This window comes from Streptomyces hyderabadensis (assembly GCF_020404845.1).
GTDB lineage: Bacteria > Actinomycetota > Actinomycetes > Streptomycetales > Streptomycetaceae > Streptomyces > Streptomyces hyderabadensis.
Genome location: NZ_JAIOJZ010000036.1, coordinates 57536 through 76304 on the forward strand (window position 1 = coordinate 57536; position 18769 = coordinate 76304).

The 18769-nt window shown below is 72.1% G+C and carries 19 protein-coding genes; 15 read left to right on the top strand and 4 right to left on the bottom strand.

The window, feature by feature from the left end; genetic code table 11:
* Positions 1–366: 366 nt before the first annotated feature.
* Entirely contained in the window at positions 367–1266 is a 900-nt protein-coding gene (locus tag K7854_RS25165; RefSeq protein ID WP_226028825.1) for a RodZ family helix-turn-helix domain-containing protein, read from the top strand.
* On the opposite strand, the gene K7854_RS25170 is transcribed toward K7854_RS25165, so the two are convergent.
* Both K7854_RS25170 and K7854_RS25175 read right to left on the bottom strand, forming a co-directional pair.
* Positions 1190–2539: a D-arabinono-1,4-lactone oxidase gene (locus tag K7854_RS25170; RefSeq protein WP_226028826.1), complete on the bottom strand. Its 1350-nt coding sequence runs from the start codon at positions 2537–2539 to the stop codon at positions 1190–1192. The genes K7854_RS25165 and K7854_RS25170 overlap by 77 nt on opposite strands.
* The gene (locus K7854_RS25175; protein WP_226028827.1) at positions 2469–3737 is read right to left on the bottom strand and encodes an MFS transporter; all 1269 of its coding nucleotides are present in this window, start codon (positions 3735–3737) and stop codon (positions 2469–2471) included. The genes K7854_RS25170 and K7854_RS25175 overlap by 71 nt, the downstream gene beginning before the upstream one ends.
* 173 nt (positions 3738–3910) lie before the next feature.
* On the opposite strand from K7854_RS25175, the gene K7854_RS25180 reads away from it, so the two are divergent.
* Both K7854_RS25180 and K7854_RS25185 read left to right on the top strand, forming a co-directional pair.
* Positions 3911–5038: a ferrochelatase gene (locus tag K7854_RS25180; protein ID WP_226028828.1), complete on the top strand. Its 1128-nt coding sequence runs from the start codon at positions 3911–3913 to the stop codon at positions 5036–5038.
* An 8-nt stretch (positions 5039–5046) separates the two neighbouring features.
* Positions 5047–5865 (top strand): inositol monophosphatase family protein, encoded by an 819-nt coding sequence (locus tag K7854_RS25185; RefSeq protein WP_226028829.1) that lies wholly within the window; start codon positions 5047–5049, stop codon positions 5863–5865.
* A 648-nt stretch (positions 5866–6513) separates the two neighbouring features.
* Here the strand turns inward: K7854_RS25185 and K7854_RS25190 are convergent.
* Entirely contained in the window at positions 6514–6687 is a 174-nt protein-coding gene (locus K7854_RS25190; protein WP_007387792.1) for a hypothetical protein, read from the bottom strand.
* Positions 6688–7114: 427 nt separating this feature from the next.
* Here K7854_RS25190 and K7854_RS25195 point away from each other — a divergent pair, with 427 nt between their 5' ends.
* The 4 genes from K7854_RS25195 (at position 7115) to K7854_RS25210 (ending at position 10700) form a co-directional block, all read left to right on the top strand.
* Positions 7115–7768, top strand: a complete 654-nt coding sequence (locus tag K7854_RS25195) for a response regulator transcription factor (protein WP_003993508.1) — start codon at positions 7115–7117, stop codon at positions 7766–7768.
* 6 nt (positions 7769–7774) lie between these two features.
* A complete protein-coding gene (locus tag K7854_RS25200; protein ID WP_226028830.1) occupies positions 7775–9019 on the top strand; it encodes a sensor histidine kinase in 1245 nt (414 codons plus the stop codon).
* A 405-nt stretch (positions 9020–9424) separates the two neighbouring features.
* Positions 9425–9721, top strand: a complete 297-nt coding sequence (locus K7854_RS25205) for a DUF4193 domain-containing protein (RefSeq protein WP_003993510.1) — start codon at positions 9425–9427, stop codon at positions 9719–9721.
* Between the two features lie 13 nt (positions 9722–9734).
* Positions 9735–10700, top strand: coding sequence for a hypothetical protein (locus K7854_RS25210; RefSeq protein WP_226028831.1), 966 nt, complete (start codon positions 9735–9737; stop codon positions 10698–10700).
* Between the two features lie 83 nt (positions 10701–10783).
* Here K7854_RS25210 and K7854_RS25215 read toward each other — a convergent pair whose 3' ends face one another.
* Positions 10784–11248 carry a DUF3093 domain-containing protein gene (locus K7854_RS25215; protein ID WP_226028832.1) on the bottom strand — a complete coding sequence of 155 codons (465 nt, stop codon included), beginning with the start codon at positions 11246–11248 and terminating at the stop codon, positions 10784–10786.
* Positions 11249–11305: 57 nt separating this feature from the next.
* On the opposite strand from K7854_RS25215, the gene K7854_RS25220 reads away from it, so the two are divergent.
* The 8 genes from K7854_RS25220 to K7854_RS25255 all read left to right on the top strand — a co-directional run bounded on the left by K7854_RS25220 (position 11306) and on the right by K7854_RS25255 (position 18749).
* Complete coding sequence (locus K7854_RS25220) at positions 11306–11890, top strand: PaaI family thioesterase (protein ID WP_093457139.1); 585 nt, start codon at positions 11306–11308, stop codon at positions 11888–11890.
* Positions 11887–12438 (top strand): dUTP diphosphatase, encoded by a 552-nt coding sequence (gene dut, locus K7854_RS25225; RefSeq protein ID WP_226028833.1) that lies wholly within the window; start codon positions 11887–11889, stop codon positions 12436–12438. Before K7854_RS25220 ends, dut begins: the two co-directional genes overlap by 4 nt.
* Before the next feature lies 1 nt (position 12439).
* Complete coding sequence (locus K7854_RS25230; protein ID WP_226028834.1) at positions 12440–13192, top strand: DUF3710 domain-containing protein; 753 nt, start codon at positions 12440–12442, stop codon at positions 13190–13192.
* Between the two features lie 190 nt (positions 13193–13382).
* On the top strand, positions 13383–14075 hold the full coding sequence (locus K7854_RS25235) for an ABC transporter ATP-binding protein (protein WP_226028835.1): 693 nt from the start codon (positions 13383–13385) through the stop codon (positions 14073–14075).
* 133 nt (positions 14076–14208) lie between these two features.
* Positions 14209–16755, top strand: a complete 2547-nt coding sequence (locus K7854_RS25240) for an ATP-binding protein (RefSeq protein ID WP_226028836.1) — start codon at positions 14209–14211, stop codon at positions 16753–16755.
* Positions 16752–17435, top strand: coding sequence for a response regulator (locus tag K7854_RS25245; protein WP_226028837.1), 684 nt, complete (start codon positions 16752–16754; stop codon positions 17433–17435). The genes K7854_RS25240 and K7854_RS25245 overlap by 4 nt, the downstream gene beginning before the upstream one ends.
* Positions 17436–17528: 93 nt before the next feature.
* The gene (locus K7854_RS25250) at positions 17529–17927 is read left to right on the top strand and encodes an OB-fold nucleic acid binding domain-containing protein (RefSeq protein WP_076976707.1); all 399 of its coding nucleotides are present in this window, start codon (positions 17529–17531) and stop codon (positions 17925–17927) included.
* 3 nt (positions 17928–17930) lie between these two features.
* The gene (locus K7854_RS25255; protein WP_226028838.1) at positions 17931–18749 is read left to right on the top strand and encodes a DUF3159 domain-containing protein; all 819 of its coding nucleotides are present in this window, start codon (positions 17931–17933) and stop codon (positions 18747–18749) included.
* Positions 18750–18769: the final 20 nt, after the last annotated feature.

The following is an 18769-nucleotide window of genomic DNA, read 5'->3' on the forward strand; positions in this document are numbered from 1 at the left end:
GGCGTGTCGGGCGCGGGCCCTGGATCGCCGTTATGGCACGGTTACCTGTTCGCAACGCTAAGTGACCAACTCCGTCACCCTGTGCAACTGTCCCCCTCGTGGCGGTCCTTCACGGTGTCGGACCCCCTCTCGGGAGACCGGCTCCAGGGCTCGCAACAGTACTCCATTCGGGCCACGTGCGTGGATTGGCACGCCGCCCAACTTCTGGCAAGAGGTGGCGCCCGGCCGTCCCCGGCGCGATTTCCGCGATCTTGGACGTGGCGTACTTCACGCAATCACCAGAAACGGAACTAATGGTTTCGGTCGCACGTCCCTTTCTCGTGCAGTTGATCGCTCCCGTGCGGGAAAGGCAGGCAAGGTCCGACGATGCGTGAAAGGTCCGATGACGCAGACCAGGCGGACGTGCGTTCGGAGGGGGAATCCAGGCGGATCGACCTGAGCGTGCCCCAGGTCGCGGGCAGCGCCCTGGCCGCGGTGGTGGCTGCCAAACTCGCCTCCTCCTTCGGGGTCTACGGCACCATCGCCGGCGCGGGTCTGATCAGTGTCGTCGCCACCTGCGGGGGATCGGTGCTGCAGCACTTCTTCAAGCGCACCGGGGAGCAGATCCGGGGCAGCCGCACCGCCGCCGCCGTGCGGATCGGCGGGCGGACCGCGTCGGTTCCGGCCGCGGTCACGGAGCCCTCGGCCCCGGTCTCCGCTCCGGGCGAGTTCACCGAGGGCACCGTCTACCGGGCGCGGACCAGGGGATGGCGCCGCCCGCTGCTCGCCGCCGCCCTCGTCTTCGGCATCACCATGGCCGGGATCACCGTGTACGAGGTCGCCTCCGGCCAGAACCTGAGCGGCGGCCACAGCACCACCGTCGGCAGCGCCTTCACCGGCCACAACAAGTCGGCCGCCGATTCGGGCGGGTCCGGCGACTCCGGCGACTCCGGCGGCTCCGAGGACGGGCGAAACGGCCGGGACCCGGGTGGCTCCGGCGACCCGGACGACGCGACGGACTCCGGTACGGGGAACGACGCCCCGGCCGCCACCCCCTCCGGGAGCCCGGACGGCGCCGCTGAGAGCCCGTCGTCCGGCGCCGGTTCCGGGACAGGGGACGGTACGGCGTCCAGCCCGGCGCCCACCCCGGACGCCACCGGTGACGAGGGAGCCGGGGACACCGGGACGACCCCCGGCCCGGACGCCTCGGCTACGGCCCCAGAACCCGGCGCAAGTAGTCGTTCTGGAACAGACGCCCAGGGTCAAGACGGTCCCGCAGCGCCGTGAACTCGCCGAAGCGCGGGTACACCCGGGAGAAGTACTCGGCGTCCCGGGTGTGCACCTTGCCCCAGTGCGGCCGGCCCTCGTAGGCCGTGAAGATGCGCTCGGCGGCGGTGAAGTACGCCTGGTAGGGCGTGCCCCGGAACATGTGCACGGCGATGTACGCGCTGTCGCGGCCCGACGCGGTGGACAGCGCGATGTCGTCGGCCGGGGCGGTGCGCACCTCGACCGGGAAGCTGATCCGCAGCCGGGACCGGTCGACCATCGTCCGCAACTCGCGCAGCGCCTCGACGACGGCCTCGCGCGGAACGGCGTACTCCATCTCCACGAACCGCACCCGGCGCGGAGATGTGAAGACCTTGTAGGGAGTGTCCGTGTACGTCCGCGCGGAGAGCGCCCTGCTGGAGATCCGGGCGATCGACGGGATGGTGGCGGGCGCCGCGCGGCCGACCCAGTTGACCGCCTGGAAGAGGCCGTTGGAGAGGAACTCGTCGTCCAGCCAGCCCTGGAACCGGCCCACCGGCCGCTGAGGACCGGCGCTGCGGTTGTTGCGCTTGGTGTTGGTGCTGCCGGTGTGCGGGAACCAGTAGAACTCGAAGTGCTCGTTCTCGGACCACAGCGCGTCGAAGTCGGCCAGGACCCGGTCGAACGGCATCGGCTCCTCGCGGGCCGTCAGCAGGAAGATCGGCTCCACGGCGAAGGTGATCGCGGTGACGACGCCCAGCGCGCCGAGACCGATCCGGGCGGCGGCGAACACCTCGGGATTCTCGTCCGCGGAGCAGTTCAGCACCGAGCCGTCCGCCGTGACCAGCTCCAGCCCCCGGATCTGGGCGGCGATCGAGGCGGAGTCGCGGCCCGTGCCGTGGGTGCCGGTACTGGTGGCCCCGGAGACGGTCTGCTCCATGATGTCGCCCATGTTGGTCAGCGACAGGCCCTCGCGCGCGAGCGCCATGTTGAGCCTCTTGAGCGGGGTGCCGGCCTCGACCGTGACCGTCATGGCGTCGCGGTCGACGGCGCGGATGCCCGTCAACAGTTGAGGGCGGATCAACACTCCGTCCGTCGCGGCTATCGACGTGAACGAGTGCCCGGTGCCGACCGCCTTGACCCGCAGCCCGTCCTCGGCCGCCCGGCGAACGGCGTCGGCCAGTTCGTCGACGGAGGCGGGCGCGACCTCCCGCGCGGGGCGCGCCGTGATGTTGCCGCCCCAGTTACGCCATGTGCCGTTCCGGCCCTTCGGCCGTCCGCTCGCCCTGCCGTTCGCCGTGCGTGTGCTGCTCAACGGTCCCTCCCCGACGCGCTTCCGGCCGCTTGAGCCGGCGGTACCCGAGGAAACCGACCGCGACCGCGACGGCCCCGGCCACCGCCGGAACCCCGTACCCGGCCCGCGCCCCGGAGGCGTCGATCACCCAGCCGCCCGCGGAGGAGCCGAGCGCGACCCCGACCGCGAGTCCGGTGCTCACCCAGGTCATCCCCTCGGTGAGCTGCGTGCGTGGTACGTGCTCTTCGATGAGGGACATGGTCGTGATCATCGTGGGAGCGATGGACAGACCCGCAACGAACAGCGCCGCGGCCAGAAACGGCAAGTTTCCGACCAGTAGGAGGGGGATCATACTCACGGCCATCGCACACACGCCCAGGAGCCAGCGGCGTTCCGGCGGCCCGGCGAAGCGCAGCAGCCCGAAGATCATGGCCGCCGTGCACGAGCCCGCCGCGTAGAGGGCGAGGACGAGGCTGGCGGCGGCCTTGTGCCCCTCCTCCTCGGCGAACGCCACCGTGACGACGTCGATGGCCCCGAAGATCGTCCCCGTGGCCACGAAGGTGCCGACCAGGACCTGGAGCCCGCGGGAGCGCAGCGCCGTGCCGCCGCCCTTGTGCTCGCGCGGGTGCGGCTCCGGCTCGGTGGCGCGCTGCGAGGTCAGCCAGAAGACGCCCGTCGCCAGGAAGCAGGCGGCGAGCAGCGGGCCGGCCTCCGGGAACCAGGCCGTGGACAGGCCGATGGAGATGATCGGCCCGAAGATGAAGCAGATCTCGTCCACCACGGACTCGAAGGAGTACGCGGTGTGCAGCTGCGGCGTCCCCCGGTACAGGGCCGCCCAGCGGGCCCGGACCATCGCCCCGAGGCTCGGCACGCAGCCGATGCCGACGCAGGCCACGAACAGCACCCAGTCCGGCCACCCGTAGTGCGCGGCGGGCAGAAGCACCGCCGCCGCGGTCAGCGACACCAGCGTCGCCGGGCGCAGCACCCGGCGCTGCCCGTACCGGTCGACCAGGCGGGAGACCTGCGGTCCGGCCACGGCGGCGGCGAGCGCGATGGTGGCCGACAGCGCACCGGCCAGTCCGTACCGCCCGGTGAGCTGCGAGATCATCGTCACCACGCCGATGCCCATCATCGACAGCGGCATCCGGCCGAGGAAGCCCGCGGCGGAGAAGCCCTTGGTGCCGGGGAGGGCGAACAGGGCGCGGTAGGGGCTGGCCAACGAGGTCTCCGAAGCGGCTCAGTGACGGTGGGGTGACGGCTGGGTAAGGTGCGAACGCAGCCGATACAGCTTACTCGCCCTCACGTTCGGAAACACCCCCTCGGAGCTGGTGAAACGCACGGTCGGTACCCCACCGTTTCCCCGCTGTCAGTGCCGGGTGGCAGGATCGGGGCATGCCAGACGTGCTCGATGCCAGCCCCTACGACGCCCTGCTCCTGCTCTCGTTCGGCGGCCCGGAGGGCCCGGACGACGTGGTCCCGTTCCTGGAGAACGTGACACGGGGACGCGGCATCCCCAAGGAACGCCTCAAGGAAGTCGGACAGCACTACTTCCTCTTCGGCGGCGTCAGCCCCATCAACGACCAGAACCGCGCCCTGCTGGACGCCCTGCGCAAGGACTTCGCCGAGCACGGCCTGGACCTCCCGGTCTACTGGGGCAACCGCAACTGGGCGCCGTACCTGACGGACACCCTGCGCGAGATGGTCCGCGACGGCCGCCGCCGCATCCTGGTCCTCGCCACCAGCGCCTACGCCTCCTACTCGGGCTGCCGCCAGTACCGCGAGAACCTCGCGGACGCCCTCGCCGCCCTGGAGTCCGAGGGGCTGGAGCTGCCGAAGATCGACAAGCTCCGGCACTACTTCAACCACCCGGGCTTCGTGGAGCCCATGGTCGAGGGGGTCGTGCGGTCCCTCGCCGAGCTGCCCGACGAGGTCAGGGACGGCGCGCACATCGCGTTCTGCACCCACTCGATCCCCACCTCCGCCGCCGACACCTCCGGACCGGTCGAGGAGCACGGCGACGGCGGGGCGTACGTGCGCCAGCACCTGGACGTGGCGCAGCTGATCGCCGACGCCGTCCGCGAACGCACCGGCGTCGACCACCCCTGGCAGCTCGTCTACCAGTCGCGCTCCGGCGCCCCGCACATCCCGTGGCTGGAGCCCGACATCTGCGACCACCTGGAGGAGCGACAGGCGGCCGGCGCCCCCGCGGTCGTGATGGCGCCCATCGGGTTCGTCTCCGACCACATGGAGGTCCTGTACGACCTCGACACGGAGGCCACCGCCAAGGCCGAGGAGCTGGGGCTGCCGGTGCGCCGCTCGGCCACCGTGGGCGCCGACCCGCGCTTCGCCGCGGCCGTGCGCGACCTGGTCCTGGAGCGGGCGGGCGACGAGCGCGGCCAGGAGGTCACGCCCTGCGCCCTCGGCAGACTCGGGGCGAGCCACAACCTGTGCCCGGTCGGCTGCTGCCCCGCCCGTGCCCCCCGGCCCGCCGCCGCGGGCGCCGACAGCCCCTACGCGTGAGGACCCCCGTGACCGACGTGACGCCCGATCCGCTCCACGCCGAGCTGCTGAAGATCGCCCAGGAGGCCGCCCACCGCGCGGGCGAGCTGCTGCGGGACGGCCGCCCGGCCGACCTGGCGGTCGCCGCCACCAAGTCCAGCCCCATCGACGTGGTCACCGAGATGGACATCGCGGCGGAGAAGCTGATCACCGGGCTGATCGCCGACCGCCGCCCCGACGACGGCTTCCTGGGCGAGGAGGGCGCCGCCACGGAGGGCACCAGCGGCATCCGCTGGGTCGTCGACCCGCTGGACGGCACGGTCAACTACCTCTACGGCCTGCCCACCTGGGCGGTCTCCATCTGCGCCGAGCAGGACGGCGAGCGGGTGGCGGGCGTGGTCGTCGCCCCGATGCGCGGCGAGACGTATCACGCGCTGCTGGGCGGCGGAGCGTGGGCGACGGGCGCCTGGGAGGGCGAGCGCAGGCTCACCTGCCGGTCCGCCGCCCCCCTGGACCAGGCGCTGGTCTCCACGGGCTTCAACTACGTCGCCGACGTCCGCGCGGAGCAGGCCGAGATCGCGCGACGGCTGATTCCGCTGGTGCGGGACATCCGGCGCGGCGGCTCGGCCGCGATCGACCTGTGCGACGTGGCCGCGGGGCGTCTCGACGGCTACTACGAGCGCGGGCTGCATCCCTGGGACCTCGCCGCGGGCGACCTGATCGCCCGTGAGGCGGGCGCGGTGACCGGTGGACGCCCCGGTGAGCCCCCCACCGGCGCCCTGACCATCGCCGCCACCCCGGCCGTCTTCGAGCCCCTCCAGCGACTCCTGACGGACTTCGGAGCGTAGGCCTCCGGCGGTCGGGCGGGGGACGGCACCGGTCGGCACGGGGAGCGCCGCCGCTCGCTGTCGGGCCGGGGTGCCCCCCCTAGGGGTGTCTCGGGCGCGCGGCGCCCGGGCGCGGGCCCGGCTCAGCCGCGTGACCTGCCGCCTGCCCTTCCCCGGTTGTCTTCCGGCTTCCCCAGCGGTTTCTGACGGTTTCGGGGCGTGGGCCTTCGGCGGTCGGGCGGGGGACGGTGTCGGTCGGCTCGGGGAGTGCCGTCGCTCGGTGTCGGGCCCGGGCGCGTGACTCCGTGCACGGGGCCCGTGCCGCCGGGCGCACCGGCGGCCGCGGGGTCAGGTGCGGCCTCCTCCGCCCGAGTGGGCAAGGCGTCGGTTCGTTTGGGCGGTCGGTTCTGTGTGCGGTCGCCCCGGGGGCCGTACGGCCAGGTGCGTCGGTCCGGGCCGGTCCTCCGTGTGTGAGGTCGGGTTCGGCCGCGTCCGGTCGGTGCGTGTGCCCCCTCGGGGCCGATCGGGCAGACACTCTGCCCGGTGCTGCCAACCGGCCTGCCCGAGCCGCCCACCCGTGCCGCACCGCGGCACGGCACCGGTACCGGCGCCGCGCACGACGAGGCCCCGGTGCTGGATCCCACCGGGGCCTCGTCCTTCGCGGGCCGATCAGGCGTTGGTCGCGCTGACCTCCACACCGTGCTCGGCAGCGAGACGGCGCAGATCGTCGAGCTCGCCCAGCTCCACCTCGACAAGGAACTCGTCGCCCTCGTCGCGGGCCCGGGACAGGTCGGACTCGGTCGTCTTTATGCGCTGCAGAAGTCCTGCGGTGAAAGCGTCCATGCTGCGCCCCCTCGTCCTGGGTCGTGGGTCGTTGGCACGGGGGTGTGCCGGTCGGAAGGGGCGATCACGTCTCCGGTGGAGTGCCCAGCGCTGCCCCACCGGGCGGCGACGGTGCCGGACACCCACGCCCGCTCTGCGGAAGCGGACCGCGGCGTACCGCGCGGTGACGCGGTACAGGCAGAGCGTGATCGCGGGGTGTAAAGCCGTCCTCCCCCAGCTCCCCTTCGCGGAAACCTCAACCGCGCGAGAAAATCTCGCATTCCCGCTCCGGCCGCTTTTCCCCGCCGGTCTTCGTCACCGGTCCCTCACCCGACTTACAGCCGACTTATGGCCGAAAAGGGCAGGATGGAGGCAACACACCCAGCAGCCCCCTGCCCTCGTGCGCCCCAGAAGCGCTACGCGGGTGGACACAGGAAGGACAAGCGACGTGCGCGTACTCGTCGTCGAGGACGAGCAGCTGCTCGCCGATGCGGTGGCCACCGGACTGCGCCGGGAGGCCATGGCCGTCGACGTCGTGTACGACGGTGCGGCCGCCCTGGAGCGCATCGGCGTCAACGACTACGACGTGGTCGTCCTCGACCGCGACCTCCCCCTCGTGCACGGCGACGACGTCTGCCGCAAGATCGTCGAGCTGGGCATGCCCACGCGCGTGCTCATGCTCACGGCATCCGGCGACGTCAGCGACCGGGTCGAGGGCCTGGAGATCGGCGCCGACGACTACCTGCCCAAGCCCTTCGCGTTCAGCGAGCTGATCGCCCGCGTGCGCGCCCTGGGCCGGCGCACCAGCGTGCCGCTGCCCCCCGTCCTGGAGCGCGCCGGGATCAAGCTCGACCCCAACCGCCGCGAGGTCTTCCGTGACGGCAAGGAGGTGCAGCTCGCCCCCAAGGAGTTCGCCGTCCTGGAGGTCCTCATGCGCAGCGAGGGCGCCGTGGTCTCCGCGGAGCAGCTCCTGGAGAAGGCCTGGGACGAGAACACCGACCCGTTCACCAACGTCGTGCGTGTGACCGTGATGACCCTGCGCCGCAAGCTGGGCGAGCCGCCGGTCATCGTCACCGTCCCCGGCTCCGGCTACCGGATCTGAGCGGCCGTGGCGACCACACCCGCGCCCCCCGGGGCGCCCCCCAAGCCCACGTGGGACCCCCGCCCGGCAACGCCCCTGCCGTGGCTGCGCCCCACCATCCGGATAAGGCTCACGCTGCTGTACGGCGGCATGTTCCTGATCGCCGGCATCCTGCTGCTGTCGATCATCTACCTGCTGGCCGCCCAGGCGGTGCGCACCGGCAACGAACCGCTGTACAAGATCGTCGACTTCGCCGACCTCAAGGTCTCCAGCAGCGACTGCCCCGTGGTCGACAACGGCAACCTGTCGCTGTCCGACTTCAACGCGGCGATCAGCGACTGCATGGACCACCAGCGCAAGGTCGCCCTGGACAACCTGCTCAGCCGCTCGCTGCTGGCGCTCCTCGGCCTCGCCGTGATCGCCTTCGCCTTCGGTTACGCCATGGCCGGGCGCGTCCTGTCGCCGCTGGGCCGGATCACCCGCACCGCGCGCGCGGTGGCCGGCTCCGACCTCTCCCGCCGCATCGAGCTGGACGGACCGGACGACGAGCTGAAGGAGCTGGCCGACACCTTCGACGACATGCTGGAGCGGCTCCAGCGGGCCTTCACCGCCCAGCAGCGCTTCGTCGGCAACGCCTCCCACGAGCTGCGCACGCCGCTGGCCATCAACCGCACGCTCCTGGAAGTGCACCTGTCCGATCCGAACGCGCCGGTGGAGCTCCAGCAGCTCGGCAAGACGCTGCTGGCGACCAACGAACGCAGCGAGCAGCTGGTCGAGGGACTGCTGCTGCTGGCCCGCAGCGACAACCAGATCGTCGAGCGCAAACCGGTGGACCTCGCCGAGGTGGCCGGCCAGGCCATCGACCAGGTGCACGCCGAGGCCGAGACCAAGGGCGTGGAGATCCGCGGCACCCGCGAGGCCGCCGTGGTCCAGGGCAACGGCGTCCTGCTGGAGCGGATCGCCCTGAACCTGGTCCAGAACGCCGTGCGCTACAACGTGGCCGAGCAGGGCTGGGTGGAGGTCACCACGGCCGTGGAGAACGGCCAGGCGGTCCTGGTGGTCACCAACACGGGCCCGGTCGTACCGGCGTACGAGGTGGACAACCTCTTCGAGCCGTTCCGGCGGCTGCGCACCGAGCGGACGGGCAGCGACAAGGGCGTCGGGCTCGGTCTCTCCATCGCGCGGTCCGTGGCCCGGGCGCACGGCGGGCACATCTACGCCCAGCCGCGCGAGGGCGGGGGGCTCGTGATGCGGGTGACGCTGCCCGTCTGAGATCATGACCCCGACATCTCACCGAGACCCAAGGATGTTCGCTTTGAGCGGAATTTCCAGGCCACCGGCCCCGGAGTCGCGTGTGTGATCGATCACAGCGGAGGCTTTCCCGCTCTCTACTCTCCGTGATCATGCACCCTGTCGGAAAGCCGGGAAAATCCCGGTTTTCAGGGGCCCTGATCACGGGAAGTACACGGTGAGACGCCTTTGAAGTGCGGCATTCGGACCGTGTACGGTCCCCATCGCCATCCAAGCCGATCACTCGTGAGGAGTCCGGTTGGGTGTCGATTGAGTAACAGACCTTGATGTGAGGCAAAATCTCCGCCTCAGGTCGGGCACAAGTCCGGCCTCTCACGCGTTACGTGCGCTGAAGACACCGCAGACACCCAGAGGGGGAGAGCGACCATGGCAACCGATTACGACACTCCACGCAAGACCGACGACGACGTCGACTCGGACAGCCTCGAAGAGCTGAAGGCGAGGCGGAACGACAAGTCCGCCTCGGCCGTCGACGTCGACGAGTTCGAGGCCGCGGAAGGCCTCGAGCTTCCCGGCGCCGACCTCTCCAACGAGGAGCTGGCGGTCCGTGTACTGCCGAAGCAGCAGGACGAGTTCACCTGCATGAGCTGCTTCCTGGTGCACCACCGCAGCCAGCTGGCCCGGGAGAAGAACGGCCAGCCGATCTGCCGCGACTGCGACTGAGGCGGGGTCGGCCGTGACCGGCTCGACCCCTCCCTGGAAGCGCCGTTTCTCCCGACGAGGAGCGGACCAAGGGCCGTCCTACGGTCCGTACAGCGCGCGTGACGACGAGCGGGGCCCGACCGATACGGGGAAGGCCCCGCTCGAACCAGTGGCCGACCGGAGTGACCTCCCGGCGACCACGCGGCCGCCGGCACCCGCTGCCCGGCGCCGGGCAGCGGCGTTCCGGGAGAGGGCCGGACAGGGGGTCCGCAACGGCGGCGCCCGTGCCAGGGCCGCCCTGGGGCATCTCGCCGACCGGATCATCGACCTGGCCCCGCGCGTACCCGTACGGGACCTGGCGACGCTGCGCAGGCAGTTCCCCGGGCTCGGCCCCGAAGAGCTCGCCGACCGGCTCGTGGCCGGCGCGGCCAAGGGCACGGCGACCGTGGGAGCGGGCATCGGAGCGGCGGCGATGCTGCCCGTACCGCCCGCGATGCCCACCGAACTGGCCGCCGAGATCACCGGCGTCGCGGCGATCGAGCTCAAGCTGATCGCCGAACTCCACGAGGTCTACGGCGTACGCCCGCCCGGCGGGCTCACCCAGCGCAGCACCGCGTACCTCAACTCGTGGTCGGACGAACGCGGCGTCGACGTGTCCAAACCGTCGACCCTCGGCTCGGCGATGAACAGCCACATGAAGCGTCAGCTGCGCCAGCAGATCATGAAGCGCATGGTGCGCGACCTGCCCAACCTGATGCCGTTCATGGTGGGCGCGGCCGTGGGCGCCGTCATGAACCGCCGAGACACCAGAAAGCTGGCCGCCAGGATCCGGACCGACCTGCGCAAGAAGCAGGTCGCCTGGAGCGCCCTGGACGACCTCCCCGCCCTGGAACGCCCGCAGGACGCCCTGGACATGGGTGCGATCACCAACGAGATCACCAAGGGGATCGGCCCCGGCTCCGCCAGCCGCGGGGAAAACTTCGGCAAAGACGACCGCTGACCGCGACCGCCCGCCGCCCGCACCGAAAGGGAGCCGCGCGCCCCGCCGCGGCCCGGTCCCGCGACCGGTCCGCCGGGCGAGCGCTACGCGGCCGCCGCTTTCGCCGCCGTCAGCGCCTCGATCAGCCGCTCCGGCTCGCGCGTCGACAGATACAGGTACGGAGTCGGGTCGTCCGGGTCCGTGACCAGCACCCGCACGGCCCGCGGGATGTAGGCGCGCAGCAGCAGGAACGCCCGGGTGTCGGCCTTGTACGTGCGCCAGGCGCGGGCCTCCTCCGGGTCCAGGACCTCCGCCTCGCCCAGCGCCGACAGCGGCACCTTCGCCTCGCCCGCGATCAGCGAGTCGCCCACGATCCGGATGCGGACCGCGCCGTACGAACTGGCCGCCACCGCCGCCACCGCCGTACCGCCCGCCAGGCCGCCCAGCATCGGCAGCGTGCCGAAGGGCACCAGGATCAGCGCGAACGCCAGCCCCACCAGGAAGGAGACCAGCCACCAGGAGCGGGGCGCGGTGAGGCGTTCTTCGTACGGGGCCGTGGAGAGCTGCATGAACCAAGCTTGGCACGGTATCGGTGATCGGCCGACGCGCGGGTAAGGTCTGCGCCTGTGAGTGGTACTTCCCCAGGTCTCCAGCCCCCCGCCGACGCCGTGAAACCCGTACGGCACCCCGACGCACCCGCCCCCGGCGAACTGCTCGGCGCCCACTACGGCCAGTGCTTCGGCTGCGGCGGCGACCAGCCCCACGGACTGCACCTCCAGGCACGGGCGGGCGAAGGCGTGTCGATCACCGCCGAGTTCACCGTCCGCCCCGCCCACCAGGGCGCCCCCGGCCTGGCGCACGGCGGCGTGCTGGCCACCGCCCTGGACGAGACCCTGGGCTCGCTCAACTGGCTGCTGCGCACCATCGCGGTGACCGGACGACTGGAGACCGACTTCCGGCGGCCGGTGCCCGTGGACACCACGCTCTACCTGGAGGCCGAGGTCACCGCGGTGGCCGGCCGGAAGATCTACTCCACCGCCACCGGCCGGATCGGCGGGCCCGACGGACCCGTCGCCGTCCGCGCCGACGCCCTCTTCATCGAGGTCAAGGTCGAGCACTTCGTCCAGAACGGCCGCGAGGAGGAGATCCGCGCCGCCATGGACGACCCCGACCAGCTCCGCCGCGCCCGTGCCTTCGAGGTGAACCCGTGAGCCGTCCCGACCTCGAGGTGCTGATCCGCCGCGTCGACCCCGACGTTCCGCTTCCGGCCTACGCGCAGCCCGGCGACGCGGGCGCCGACCTGCGTACCACCGTCGACTGCGAGCTGGCGCCCGGCGAGCGCGCCGTTGTGCCCACAGGTGTGTCTGTGGCGCTCCCCGAGGGGTACGCGGCCTTCGTGCACCCACGTTCCGGACTGGCCGCCCGCTGCGGTGTCGCCCTCGTGAATGCCCCGGGGACGATTGATGCCGGGTACCGTGGGGAGATCAAGGTGATCGTGGTGAATCTCGACCCGCGCGAGAGCGTGCGGTTCGAGCGCTTCGACCGGATTGCCCAACTGGTCGTCCAGCAGGTCGAGAGGGTCCGCTTCCGTCAGGTCGCGGAGCTTCCCGACTCGGCGCGGGCCGAGGGGGGCTTCGGGTCCACCGGCGGACACGCCGGGTCGGACCGGGCAAGCGGCACAAGCGGTCAGGTCGCCGAGGGCGGCCCGACGGGTGGGAATCGATACGCTTCGGTCGTATCCGACCGGGAAGGACAGTGACGTGTTCGGACGTCGCAAGAAGAGGGATGCCGCCGAGGACGCGGCCGGCGAGACCGAGCAGGTCGTCGACAGCGTCGACACCGAGGCGGACGAAGAGCGCGAACGCGTGCGGCTCGAGCCCGAGCCGCGCCCCGACGGGCCCTGGGACAGCACCGAGGTCCGCGACCCGGGCGAGGGCCGGGTTGACCTGGGCGGCCTGTTCATCCCCGGGGTCGACGGCATGGAACTGCGGGTGGAGGTCGCGGGCGACGCGATCGTCGCCGCGACCGTCGTACTGCGCGACAGCGCCATCCAGCTCCAGGGCTTCGCCGCGCCCAAGCGCGAGGGCATCTGGGCCGAGGTGCGCGAGGAGATCGGCTCCGGCATCACCCAGCAGGGCGGCATCATCGACGAGGTCGAGGGCCCCCTGGGCTGGGAGCTGCGGGCCCAGGTCCCGGTGCAGCTGCCGGACGGCACCGGCGGCTTCCAGGTCGTGCGGTTCGTCGGTGTGGACGGGCCCCGCTGGTTCCTGCGCGGGGTGATCTCGGGCCAGGGCGCGGTGCAGCCGCAGGCCGCCGGCCTGCTGGAGCAGATCTTCCGGGACACGGTCGTCGTCCGCGGCGAGGGCCCGATGGCCCCCCGCGACCCGATCGTCCTGAAGCTGCCGAACGACGCGCAGATGGTCCCCGAGGGCGTCCAGCAGGAGGAGGGCTCCCGCTTCGCCGGCGGCATGGGCCAGCTCCAGCGCGGACCGGAGATCACCGAGGTCCGTTAGGCGAGCGCCCGGTACGGCTCTCTCGGCCGTACGCGCGCCACGAGGGTCGCGTCCCCAGGGGGACGCGACCCTTTCGCCGTACGGACGGGGGGAGCCGCGGTCGGAGGAACGGGCCCGGGCGTTGAATCCGTCGGCGCGCGCCGGTGATACTGGCGCCCGGTTCACCGGGCACGACGGGGGAGGGCACCACATGAGCCAGGTGGTCACGGAGACCATGGTCCGCGTCCAGGACGTGCGCAAGTCGTACGGCCGGGACAGCGCCGCCGTGCACGCCCTGCGCGGCGTCTCCTTCGACGTGCCGCAGGGGGAGCTGGTGGCCCTCAAGGGGCGGTCGGGATCCGGGAAGACCACCCTGCTCAACATCGTCGGCGGTCTGGACACCCCGGACGCCGGGCGGGTGGAGGTCGACGGCCGGGACCTCGCGGAGCTGGACGAGGACGGGCTGCTCGCCCTGCGCCGGGACCGGGTCGGCTTCGTCTTCCAGTCCTTCGGGCTGATCCCGATCCTCACCGCCGCCGAGAACGTCGGGGTACCGATGCGGCTGCGCCGGGCCGCCCCGCGTGAGCGCGAGGAACGCGTCGAGCTGCTGCTCTCCCTGGTCGGCCTCGCCGACCACGCCGCCCAGCGCCCCGGCGAGCTGTCCGGCGGACAGCAGCAGCGGGTCGCCATCGCCCGCGCCCTCGCCAACGAACCCGCGCTGCTGATCGCCGACGAGCCCACCGGCCAGCTGGACGCCGAGACCGGGCACTCCGTGATGGAGCTGCTGCGGGCCGTCGTACGCAGCGAGCGGGTCACCGCCCTGGTCGCCACCCACGACGCCACCCTGCTCGACCTCGCCGACCGGGTGCTGGAGCTGCGGGACGGGGAGATCGTCGAGGAGTGACGCCGCCGGGGCCGCGCGGCCGTCAGAGTTCCGTCAAGGACGACCGGCATCCCCACCCCCGCCCCTTTTGCCGCGTTTGCGGGTCGTAGGGTCGACGCTGCGCAATCAGCGGTGACCGGAAGACAATGAGGCCATGGGACGCGGCAAGCTTCGGATCTACCTCGGTGCGGCGCCGGGCGTCGGCAAGACGTACGCGATGCTGTCCGAGGCGCACCGGCGCGTCGAACGGGGCACCGACTGCGTGGTGGCCTTCGTCGAGCACCACGGCAGGGCCCGCACCGAGGTGCTGCTGCGCGGCCTGGAACAGGTGCCGCGCCGGGAGATCGAGTACCGGGGCGCCGCCTTCACCGAGCTGGACCTGGACGCGGTGCTGGCCCGCCGTCCCCGGGTGGCGCTGGTGGACGAGCTGGCCCACACCAACGTCCCCGGCGTGCGCAACGCCAAGCGCTGGCAGGACGTCGAGGAACTCCTCGCGGCCGGCATCGACGTCGTCTCCACCGTCAACATCCAGCACCTGGAGTCACTCGGTGACGTCGTGGAGTCGATCACCGGCGTACGGCAGCGCGAGACCGTGCCGGACGAGGTGGTGCGGCGCGCGGACCAGATAGAACTGGTCGACATGTCGCCCCAGGCGCTGCGCCGGCGCATGGCCCACGGCAACATCTACCAGCCGGACAAGGTCGACGCGGCGCTGTCCAACTACTTCCGCCCCGGCAACCTCACCGCCCTGCGCGAGCTGGCGCTGCTGTGGGTCGCGGACCGGGCCGACGAGTACCTCCAGCAGTACCGCAGCGAGCACCGGGTCTCGAAGATCTGGGGCTCGCGCGAACGCATCGTGGTCGGCCTGACCGGCGGCCCCGAGGGCCGGACGCTGATACGGCGGGCCGCGCGCCTGGCGGAGAAAGGGGCGGGCGGCGAGGTGCTGGCCGTGTACATAGCCCGCAGCGACGGGCTGACCTCGGCCTCCCCGAAGGAGCTGGCGGTGCAGCGCACCCTGGTGGAGGACCTGGGCGGCACCTTCCACCACGTGCTCGGCGAGGACATACCGGCCGCGCTGCTGGACTTCGCGCGCGGCGTCAACGCCACCCAGATCGTCCTCGGCTCCTCGCGCCGCAAGACCTGGCAGTACGTCTTCGGACCCGGCGTCGGCGCCACCGTCGCCCGTGAGTCCGGCCCCGACCTCGACGTCCACATCGTGACCCACGAGGAGGTCGCCAAGGGACGGGGGCTGCCGGTGGCCCGGGGCGCCCGGCTCGGCCGGTCCCGGATCGTGTGGGGCTGGTTCGCGGGCCTGGGCGGGCCGGTGCTGCTGACCCTGCTGCTCAGCACCGTCCACCTCGGGCTCGCCAACGACGTGCTGCTCTACCTGGCGCTGACCGTCGCGGCCGCCCTGCTCGGCGGGCTGTACCCGGCGCTCGCCTCGGCCGCGGTCGGGTCGCTGCTGCTGAACTGGTTCTTCACGCCGCCCGTCAACCGGATCACCATCGCCGACCCGAGGAACATGCTTGCGCTCGCCATATTCGTGGGCGTCGCGCTCTCCGTCGCCTCGGTCGTCGACCTCGCGGCCCGCCGCACCCACCAGGCGGCCAGGCTGCGCGCCGAGTCGGAGATCCTGTCCTTCCTCGCCGGTGACGTGCTGCGCGGCGAGACCAGCCTGGAGACGCTCCTTGAACGGGTGCGCGAGACCTTCGGCATGGAGTCCGCCGCCCTCCTGGAGCGGGAGGGCGACCTCGCGCCCTGGACCTGCGCGGGACGCGCCGGGTCGGGACCGCCGGTCGACCGCCCGGAGGACGCGGACGTGGACATGCCCGTCGGCGACCACATGGCCCTCGCGCTGACCGGCCGGGTGCTGCCCGCCGAGGACCGCCGGGTGCTTGCCGCCTTCGCCGCCCAGGCCGCCGTCGTCCTGGACCGGCGCCGGCTGCGCGAGGAGGCCGACCGGGCCCGCGCGCTGGCCGAGGGCAACCGCATCCGCACGGCGCTGCTGGCCGCCGTCAGCCACGACCTGCGCACCCCGCTGGCCGGGATCAAGGCCGCGGTGACCAGCCTCAGGTCCGACGACGTGGCCTGGTCCGAGGAGGACCAGGCCGAACTGCTCGAAGGCATCGAGGAGGGCGCCGACCGCCTCGACCACCTGGTGGGCAACCTGCTCGACATGTCCCGGCTGCAGACCGGCACCGTCACCCCGCTGATCCGCGAGATCGACGTCGACGAGGTGGTGCCGATGGCCCTCGGCGGGGTGCCCGAGGGCAGCGCCGAGCTGGACATCCCCGAGACGCTGCCCATGGTCGCCGTGGACGCCGGGCTGCTGGAGCGGGCGATGGCCAACCTGGTGGAGAACGCCGTCAAGTACAGTCCGGACGACCGGACCGTCCTGGTCGCCGCCAGCGCCCTCGCCGACCGCGTCGAGGTGCGGGTCGTGGACCGGGGGCCGGGAGTGCCGGACGAGGCCAAGGACCGCATCTTCGAGCCCTTCCAGCGGTACGGCGACGCCCCGCGCGGGGCCGGGGTGGGCCTCGGCCTGGCCGTGGCCCGCGGCTTCGCCGAGGCGATGGGCGGCACCCTGAACGCCGAGGACACCCCCGGCGGCGGCCTCACCATGGTCCTCACCCTCCGCGCGGTGGGCGCGTCCGCGTCCACCCCGCGTCCCGCGACAGCAGAAAGGCAGGCCGCCGGATGACCCGGGTGCTCGTGATCGACGACGAACCGCAGATCGTGCGGGCCCTCGTGATCAACCTCAAGGCACGGCACTACGAGGTCGACGCCGCGCACGACGGCGCCACCGCCCTCCAGCTCGCCGCCGCCCGCCACCCCGACGTGGTGGTGCTTGACCTGGGCCTGCCCGACATGGACGGCGTCGAGGTGATCAGGGGACTGCGCGGCTGGACCCGGGTGCCGATCCTGGTGCTGTCCGCCCGGCACTCCTCCGACGAGAAGGTCGAGGCGCTGGACGCGGGCGCCGACGACTACGTCACCAAGCCGTTCGGCATGGACGAGCTGCTGGCCCGGCTGCGGGCCGCCGTCCGCCGGTCCGAGCCCGTCCCGGGCGGCGAGGACGAGGTGGTCGTGGACACCGCGGAGTTCAGCGTCGACCTGGCCGCGAAGAAGGTCAACCGGGGCGGCCGGGACGTGCGGCTGACCCCCACCGAGTGGCACCTGCTGGAGGTGCTGGTGCGCAACACGGGGCGCCTGGTCAGCCAGAAGCAGCTGCTGCAGGAGGTGTGGGGGCCGTCGTACGGGACGGAGACGAACTATCTGCGGGTCTACATGGCCCAGCTGCGCCGCAAGCTGGAGGCGGACCCCGCGCACCCGCGGCACTTCATCACCGAGCCGGGCATGGGATACCGCTTCGAGAAGTGAGCGGGAGGGCACGGGAGGTGAGCGGAACGTGAGCCTCGCCATCCCTGTCCACAGGGGTGCATGGCTGTCGGCCTGCCCCGGTACGCTTCAGATATGAGTGCTGCTCCGCGTTCCGACAAGCCGGTGGGCCGGTTCCGGCGCATGTTCGACCGGCTCTCCTCGTCACAGGAGGACCTGGAGTCGGAGGAACTGCGCGAGGACGCCGACACCGCCGGCTGCACCCGCATCGGAGACTGCCAGGACCGGCAGGTCGTGTCGGTAACTGGTACCTTGCGCACGGTCACCCTGCGGCCGCGTGCGGGCGTTCCGGCCCTGGAGGCCGAGCTGTTCGACGGCTCCGCCGCCCTGGACGTGGTGTGGCTGGGCAGGCGCTCCATCGTGGGCATAGAGCCAGGGCGCAAGCTCATCGCATCGGGCCGGATCTCGATGAGCCACGGCCGCCGGGTGCTCTTCAACCCGAAATACGAACTGAGACCCCTCGGACGGGAGTAGCCGGTGACGTCGCTCGACAAGCCGACCGAAGAGACGACAGAGGCCGACGACTCCCGGGCGGTGACGGAGGCCGCGCTGTTCGAGGCGTTCGGCGGCGTGCGGGGCATGATCGAGACAGTGCTGCCGGGCCTGCTCTTCGTCACCATCTTCACCCTCAACAACGACCTGCACATGTCGGCGATCGCGGCGCTGGCCGTGTCCGTGGTGCTGGTCGTCGTGCGGCTCGTGATGAAGGACACCGTCAAGCACGCGTTCAGCGGTGTCTTCGGCGTCGCCTTCGGCGTGGTCTTCGCGATGATGACCGACAACGCCAAGAACTTCTACCTGCCGGGCATGCTCTACACCCTGGGCCTGGCGCTGGCGTACATCGTCACCTCGCTGGCCGGGGTGCCGCTGATCGGCCTGATCCTCGGCCCGGTCTTCAAGGAGAACCTCTCCTGGCGCACCCGCAACCCGGGCCGCAAGAAGGCGTACACCAAGGCCAGCTACGCATGGGGCCTGATCCTGCTCGCCAAGAGCGCGATCCTCTTCCCGTTGTACTGGTGGGCGGACACCGAGCAGCTCGGCTGGGTCCTGGTCACCCTGAAGATCCCGCCCTTCCTGCTCGCCGTCTGGCTGACCTGGGTCTTCCTGGCCAAGGCACCGGCGCCCATCGACGTGTTCGCGGAGATGGAGGCGGCGGAGGAGGCCGAGAAGGCGGAGAAGGCCGAGCGGGAACGGCGCGAACGCGAGCAGGGGGAGACCGGCGGCGCCCTGCCGGGGCCGTCCGGGTCCGCCGGGGAGGCCGCGGACCTGCGCGGCGGCAGGCACCGCAAGGCCTGACGGACGAGACGGAGCAGTAC

What these genes read in the sequence shown, in the direction of transcription:
- K7854_RS25165 (WP_226028825.1), top strand. Translation starts at nt 367, where the DNA reads ATGCGTGAAAGGTCCGATGACGCAGACCAGGCGGACGTGCGTTCGGAG.
- K7854_RS25180 (WP_226028828.1), top strand. Translation starts at nt 3,911, where the DNA reads ATGCCAGACGTGCTCGATGCCAGCCCCTACGACGCCCTGCTCCTGCTC.
- K7854_RS25190 (WP_007387792.1), bottom strand. Translation starts at nt 6,687, where the DNA reads ATGGACGCTTTCACCGCAGGACTTCTGCAGCGCATAAAGACGACCGAG.
- K7854_RS25205 (WP_003993510.1), top strand. Translation starts at nt 9,425, where the DNA reads ATGGCAACCGATTACGACACTCCACGCAAGACCGACGACGACGTCGAC.
- K7854_RS25215 (WP_226028832.1), bottom strand. Translation starts at nt 11,248, where the DNA reads ATGCAGCTCTCCACGGCCCCGTACGAAGAACGCCTCACCGCGCCCCGC.
- K7854_RS25235 (WP_226028835.1), top strand. Translation starts at nt 13,383, where the DNA reads ATGAGCCAGGTGGTCACGGAGACCATGGTCCGCGTCCAGGACGTGCGC.
- K7854_RS25240 (WP_226028836.1), top strand. Translation starts at nt 14,209, where the DNA reads ATGGGACGCGGCAAGCTTCGGATCTACCTCGGTGCGGCGCCGGGCGTC.
- K7854_RS25245 (WP_226028837.1), top strand. Translation starts at nt 16,752, where the DNA reads ATGACCCGGGTGCTCGTGATCGACGACGAACCGCAGATCGTGCGGGCC.
- K7854_RS25250 (WP_076976707.1), top strand. Translation starts at nt 17,529, where the DNA reads ATGAGTGCTGCTCCGCGTTCCGACAAGCCGGTGGGCCGGTTCCGGCGC.